The following is a 7,325-nucleotide window of genomic DNA, read 5'->3' on the forward strand; positions in this document are numbered from 1 at the left end:
ACCGATTTCTTCGTATTCAAAAGCCGTTTTTGTCTTTTTTTCTTCAGTCGTTACAGTCGCGGATTTTAAAGCTTCTCCAATCTTGTTGACTTGTATTCTTCCTTCAGTTTCTTTTACACGATAATTAAATGACGCCTGCCTAGGAGTTGTTTTACCAAAAGAAGCCAACGTTTGATTTTGTGGATTAAAATATGCAATGCAATTATTGTTTGCTTCATTTCTAGAATACAATCCATCAAATGTGATTGTACCTGATTCTGCACTTCCTTTTTCCACCCATAATCTTAATGTGTTTCCATTTTTTTCAACATGCACACCTGCAATCGATGAATTTAAGACATAGTCGGATAAAATCCCATTTGTGTCTTCAAGAGTTACTGCATATTTTTCACCATATCCGTTTAATTCTACAGTCTGATTTTCAAATGATAAAGATGTATTCATCTTACGAATTCTTTCATTGATCACATCAATACGGGCTTGAATGTCCGCCGGAATATTTGATATCACATCGCCAAAATGTACTTGCCAAATTCGCACCTGTGTTGCTGCATTCATTTCTTCTGAAAAATCATTGGCATATCCATACCCTAAGCTTGAAATCAATGCCATTTCATTAATTTGAGAATCCGAATAGCCTGCGGTATGAAGTGCATTTAAGGCAGCCTGTCCATCCAATATTTCCATTGCAATCGAAGGATAAATTTCAACATTTGGCTCTACACAATAAGCATTTTGTCCATTAATACTAAAATTATCGATCCTTATGCTCGTTATATTTCTTTGAGTTTGTAGATAACGATCATAAAAAACAGTGGATAATCCCATCCTCCATCGATCTCCGTGCGTATCCAAAGATACATTTCCTGTTGCAGCCGAAATAGGCATGCTTATTCTAAAAATAGAAGTAAGCAACAAAACAAGTATAAACAGTTTCTTTCCAAATTTTTTAAAATTCATATTCTTTCTCCTTTCACTGTTCACTTATCTATCACACCGGAAATGAGCAAAAGGACAAAAAAATTATGAAATTTTTCGGGATTTTTTGGGATTTATATCTAAAAAAAATAAAAACCCCTTTATATAAAGGGGTTATGAGCATATGGCGGAGAGTATGAGATTCGAACTCATGGTAGCTTTCACTACACAGCCTTTCCAAGACTGCACCTTAAACCACTCGGACAACTCTCCAAGCTTTAATATAGTACTAAATTAGAATTTTTCTGTCAACAAAAACATAAAAAGCCATGATAGACAGGATTTTTTAATTTCCACTATCATAGCTTTTTCTTAAAACATATTTTGAATCGTATCTAAGACTTCTTCAAATCCAATCTTTTCTGTACTTGAAACACCATGTACTTGTTTTAACGGGATTTGTAAACACTGTGAAATGTTTTTTAGAGCTTTTATTCGTTTTGTCTTAGGTACTTTATCGATCTTAGTCGCAACAATAACAATAGGAATCGATACTTCTTTAAAAAAATCAATCATCTCTTTATCATCTTTGGTAGGATCATGTCGTGCATCAATAAGTTGAACAACGCACTTGATCTGTTCTCTCTCATTGAAGTATTCATCCATCATATGCCCAAGTTTTTCTAAACTTGATTTAGACATTTTCGCATACCCATATCCTGGCACATCGACAAGCATCCATGTTTGATCAATATCAAAGAAATTTAATAATCTTGTTTTTCCAGGAGTGCTTCCTACATAAGCGAGTTTTTTTCGATTTGTTAAAGCATTGATAAAACTTGATTTTCCTACATTACTGCGACCAACAACAACTACTTCTGGTAATGTGGTTTCTGGCCATTCAGATTTTTGAGTGGCTGAAGTAACAAACTGTGCGATCATCTTACTGTACCAAAGCTGCGTTCAAAACTTGTTTAACAGTCGAAACAGGAATAAAATGCACAGATTCCTTTACTTCTTCTGGAATATCATCCAAATCTTTCACATTGCCTTTTGGAATCAAGATCGTATCAATTCCACTTCGATGTGCTGCCAGTGATTTTTCTTTCAAGCCACCAATTGGAAGTACATTTCCACGTAGTGTCACTTCACCAGTCATAGCCAAATTAGCTTTTACTGGAATTTCTGAGAAACAAGATACTAAAGCTGTTGTCATTGTAACACCAGCACTTGGCCCATCTTTAGGAACTGCTCCTTCAGGAACATGAATATGAACGTCCATTTTTTCAAACATCTTAGGATCGATCTTATATTCTTTGGCATGCGCACGAATAAAGTCTAGGGCAATGCTAGCACTTTCTTTCATGACATCTCCTAATTGACCTGTTAAGATCAAGTTTCCTTTACCTTCAAATTTATTTGCTTCAATTTGAAGAATGTCTCCACCAAAACTAGTATAAGCTAATCCAGTAACTGTACCAACTTGATCTTTTTTCTCTTTCTTTCCGTATTCTACTTTTTCATTACCTAACCATTCTTTAATTAGTTTCTTAGAAATAGTAATGGATTTCTTTTTGTCTTTTAAGATAGCCAATACCGTTTTACGACAAATTGTTGCGATCGTTCTTTCTAGCTGACGCACACCGGCTTCGCGTGTATAGTAACGAATCAAGTATAAGATCATGTCATCAGATATTTTCAACTGAGATGGTTTTAAACCATTTTCCAACAATTGTTTTGGTAATAAATGCTGTCTTGCGATATTGACTTTCTCAATATCTGTATAACTTGAAAGCTCAATGATCTCCAATCTATCACGTAATGCAGGTGGAATGTTTTCCAAATAGTTTGCAGTAGCGATAAACAAGACCTTAGAAAGATCATAAGCTTCTTCAATGTAATGATCTGAAAATAAGCTGTTCTGTTCAGGATCCAATACTTCTAGCATTGCACTGGATGGATCCCCTTTGTAGTCACTAGCCATTTTATCCAATTCATCGATCAAAAACACTGGATTGATCGTACCAGCTTTTTTCATACCTTGAATGATACGTCCAGGTAAAGCACCTAGATATGTTCGACGATGACCACGGATTTCTGCTTCATCACGAACACCACCTAAAGACATCTTAACAAATTTTCTTCCTAATGCTCTAGCTACGCTTTTCGCAAGAGATGTCTTACCGACACCAGGAGGGCCAACTAAACAAATAATTGGTGCTTTTAAAGAATTAGTCATTTGTTTTACCGCAAGGTATTCCATGATACGTTCTTTAACTTTTTTCAAGCCATAATGATCCGCATCTAAAATATCCTGAGCAGCGCTTAGATCTTCATTATCCTGTGTTGTCTGCCACCAAGGAAGATCCATTAACCAATCAATGTATGTTTTGATGACACCCGTTTCTCCACTTGCCATTGGAAGCATTTCGTAACGAGCTAATTCTTCTTTTACTTTTTTCTTTATATAGTCAGGGTATGGATTTTCATCCAGGCGTTTACGAATCTGTTCTGCATCTTTATCCTGCTCAACAACATCGCCCAATTCTTCACGAATCGCATGCATTTTTTCACGTAGATAATAATCTTTTTGACCTTGATCTATACGTTCTTTGACCGTTTCATTGATTTTCTGTTCTACTTCTGACATACGTTTTTCTTTTTCCATATCAGCCAATAACATTTCTAAACGATCATTAATACCAAGTGTTTCAAGATACTCTTGTTTTCTTTCTGTTAATAAAGGAAATGTTTGAACCGCTTTATCACTTAATACATCGGCTCCAATTCCTTTAGAAAGTTCGATCATCAATTCCTTTGATAAGAACTTTTCAACATGTGGTAAAGCTTCAAAAGCACCGGCAATCATTCGAACCAATGCAACTTCTTCCACTTCATCTTGACGATAGCTATGCAAGATATCTACCGTACCCATATCACTTAAAGAACCTTTTGACCATTCTTTTAATTCTACACGGTCTAATCCTCTAAATTTAATACGTAAGAAATTTTCAAATTTACGTACATGACGAATTTCGCATAATGTTCCAACATGATAAATATCATCGAATGTTGGATTTTCCTGTTGAAGTTTTACTTGAGAGAAAAGTACGACTTTGTCTTCGTAATTATCTCTGGCATTTTCCACAGCTTTTAAAGATGCTTCTCTTCCAACATCAATTACAATTTCCTGATCCGGGAAGATAATGACACCTTTGGTACATACTAAAGGATAAGTTTGAGACATTAGTATTCCCCCTTGTCTATTTATAAAAAAGACGCATAGCGCCTTTTTATTTTATATATTCTACTACTTTACTGACTCTTTAATCAACTCTAATGCTTTTTGTTGAGCTAAGTCATATTTTACGTTTTCTGGATTGATGATTCCTTTGATTTTTTCAACATCCATACCGTAAGTTTCAGACATCTGCTTGAATTCATTTTCAACAGCTTCATCATCGATTGCGATGTTTTCTGCTTTAACGATTGCATCCAATACTAGACTTGCTTTTACATTCTGTTCTGCACTTGGACGCATTGTTTCTCTTAGCTGAGCTTCTGTCTGTCCTACAGCTTCAAGATACTGTTTAGCAGTAAATCCACTCTGCATCATACGGTTTTCAAAATTCTTATATTCACGATCGATCTGTGATTCGATCATTACTTCTGGAATTTCAACAGTAGCGTTTTCACAAACTTTTTCAATTAATGCATTAACGAAAGCATCTTCAGCTGATTTTTCTTTCTGCGCTTTTAGATCATCAGCTTTCTTTTCTTTGAACTGTTCAAGTGTTTCAACACCATCCATCTTTAATTTTTGAACTAATTCATCATTAGCTTCTGGAAGTTCTTTGTATTTGATATCGTGAACAGTAACTTTGAATGTTGCTTCCTGTCCCGCAAGATCTTTTGCCTGATAATCTTCAGGGAATGTAACAACTACATCTTTCTGATCTCCTGTTTTTACACCAACAAGCTGTTCTTCAAATCCTGGAATGAATGTTCCTGATCCCAATTCCAAAGGATAGTTTTCACCAGATCCACCTTCAAAGGCAACACCATCTTTTTCACCAACGAAATCGATTGTTACCTGATCTTTTAACTGAGCTTCTTCATCTTCTTCACGAATTACCCAGTCAGCATAACGATTCTGGATACGTTCAACTTCTGCGTTGATATCTTCTTCAGTTACTTCCACTTCTTCTTTATGGATATCTAGGCCTTTATAATCTCCTAATGTCACTTCTGGAGAAACAACACAATTGAATGCCATGACAACTTTGTCATCATTTGCTTCTTTAATATCTAAAGTAGGGCGAGCTACCAATTCAAGTTTATTTTCATCGATACCGTGAACTAAAGCTTCGTTTGCGATTTCTTCTGCAGCTTCAGCATATAATGCTTCTTTAGAAATCTGTTTTTTGATCAAAGCTTCTGGAACCTGTCCAGGACGGAACCCTTTGATATTAATACGTGATTTGATCTTTTTTAAAGCTTTATTCTGTGCTTTTTTCCAAGCATCACCTTCTACTGTTACTTCAAGAACACCAGTAGATTTTTCATTTAAAGTCCAGTTACTAGTCATCGTTATCTCCTCGTCTTTCAATTTCTAATGGCATATCAGCCACATCCTGCAACTCATGTATTTGTATAAAAGCTGCTAACTGGTCGGATTGTCCAAAGGCTTCCAACACCAATCTGACAATTGCTTTGGCCAGAACATAAGGATCCTGATCCATAAAATCAAATGGTCTAACTTCCAAAACTTCCTGCTCTAACAAACGATTACAGAAATTTTGAAAAGCTGGATTGTTGTTTGAAAACCATTGATCAAACAGTTCTCTGGCTCGAATCAATACATCATCTTCATCTTTTGAAATGATCGAGCTTGGAATAAATGTTATTTCCAATCCGTTTTTGATCACTGTATAAGAATCGTCGATCTTTTGTTCCATCAAACTTTCGATCAACTCTCCTTTATATTCATCAAGTAGCTTAGAATCTAGAAGAGTCTGAACTTCATCATGATAATTTCTTAGATTCAGATTTTGCAACAGTGAAACAGCTTTTTCCTGTTGTTGCAAACTTCCTTGGATCCATGCCTGTAATTGCTCATCATCGGCAGAACGAACCGGTCTATCCATGTGGCTCAGGCATTCTTTTTGATACTCTTCAAGAACCTCCATAGCTTCCTTGGGAACATATGGCAATTCTAATTCTTGATGAATCAAATCGTACGCTGTTTGATAACTTTTATCATCAATCTGTTTTTGAATCTCTTTTAATAAAGATAGATAATATGCGTTCACGTTACCTCCTAGCGAAACACGTTAAGTTTAACATAAAGTACCCCAATAATCAACGGATACCCCTGCTTTTCAAGCGATGTTAAATAGTATATAATGACGATAACGAAAGGAGCAGTTATGAAGTCAAGATTAGGCAAACTATTTTTTTGTCTGATCATATGTTTTTTCTTTGGCAGTTCACTAACCGTTGTTAGAGCAAGCGAAGATACACTGGAAATCAATAATTACATTAACGACTATGCTAATTTAATTGATGAAGAAACAGAATCAAAGATGAATCAAGCTGGAAGTACACTGGAAAGAAACACAGGTGCACAGGTTGTATTCATCACTGTAGATTCTTTAGAAGGACAGGATATTCGTCAAGTCGCTTACAAAACTTTTAATAAGTATGGCTTAGGTGATGAAAATCTTGATAATGGTATCTTATTTATCGTCAGCATGGAAGAAAAGGAACGATACATGGAAGTTGGAACAGGACTTGAAGGTACAATTACCGATATCGCAAGTCAACATCTACAAACCGACTACCTTGTTCCTCAATTTCAAGATGGCAACTATCAAAAAGGATTGGAAGACTTATACTATCAAATCATTGATGCCATCACCAATGGGATTGACAGTGGTGAATTAGATGCAGCTGCAAACACGAATCAGGAAGAAGAAAACGGATTTTTCAATTTGATCTTTACAATCATTTTGATTGCTATTATTCTGTTTATCTTATTTTATTACAGTTTCTCTGGTTCTTCGAATGTCGAAATTATCCTTAAACCAGGACAAAGATATAAACTAAATGTCAGAGGATATGATTTCAATGATGAAAGTATCCTCGTATCCAGCCAAGATCCATCAATTGTACAAGTTGAAGCGGATGGTTGGATCACTGGTGTATCCATTGGGAAAACTTTGATTACCTTGCAAAAACTAAATGAACATACAAAGAAACAAATCCCCGTTCACGTAACTCGCAGACCAAATTCCTCAAGACGAAACGATCGTACTTTAGAATACCTTTTATGGGGTTCTATGTTATCGAACCGACATAGATATACTTCTCATAGAAGCCGTGGTGGTTTCGGTGGTGGATTTGGT

Annotated in this window: 6 protein-coding genes and 1 tRNA gene; 1 reads left to right on the forward strand and 6 read right to left on the reverse strand. The window is 35.7% G+C overall.

The window, feature by feature from the left end:
* The 6 genes from HMPREF0367_RS00345 to HMPREF0367_RS00370 form a co-directional block, all read right to left on the reverse strand.
* The coding region (locus HMPREF0367_RS00345) for a hypothetical protein (protein WP_035400045.1) at positions 1 to 960 on the reverse strand (960 nt) is incomplete at its 3' end.
* A gap of 143 nt (positions 961 to 1,103) precedes the next feature.
* Positions 1,104 to 1,191, reverse strand: a tRNA-Ser gene (locus HMPREF0367_RS00350).
* 99 nt (positions 1,192 to 1,290) lie between these two features.
* A complete protein-coding gene (gene yihA, locus HMPREF0367_RS00355) occupies positions 1,291 to 1,860 on the reverse strand; it encodes a ribosome biogenesis GTP-binding protein YihA/YsxC (RefSeq protein WP_022355596.1) in 570 nt (189 codons plus the stop codon).
* A gap of 1 nt (position 1,861) precedes the next feature.
* Positions 1,862 to 4,165 (reverse strand): endopeptidase La, encoded by a 2,304-nt coding sequence (lon, locus tag HMPREF0367_RS00360; protein WP_022355597.1) that lies wholly within the window; start codon positions 4,163 to 4,165, stop codon positions 1,862 to 1,864.
* A gap of 63 nt (positions 4,166 to 4,228) precedes the next feature.
* Positions 4,229 to 5,506, reverse strand: coding sequence for a trigger factor (gene tig / locus HMPREF0367_RS00365; protein WP_035400048.1), 1,278 nt, complete (start codon positions 5,504 to 5,506; stop codon positions 4,229 to 4,231).
* Positions 5,499 to 6,230, reverse strand: a complete 732-nt coding sequence (locus HMPREF0367_RS00370; protein ID WP_035400051.1) for a DUF3196 family protein — start codon at positions 6,228 to 6,230, stop codon at positions 5,499 to 5,501. Before HMPREF0367_RS00370 ends, tig begins: the two co-directional genes overlap by 8 nt.
* A 117-nt stretch (positions 6,231 to 6,347) precedes the next feature.
* On the opposite strand from HMPREF0367_RS00370, the gene HMPREF0367_RS09925 reads away from it, so the two are divergent.
* A partial coding sequence (locus HMPREF0367_RS09925; protein WP_051335101.1) for a TPM domain-containing protein occupies positions 6,348 to 7,325 on the forward strand: 978 nt, incomplete at its 3' end.

This window comes from Faecalitalea cylindroides ATCC 27803 (assembly GCF_000469305.1).
Taxonomy (GTDB): domain Bacteria; phylum Bacillota_I; class Bacilli_A; order Erysipelotrichales; family Erysipelotrichaceae; genus Faecalitalea; species Faecalitalea cylindroides.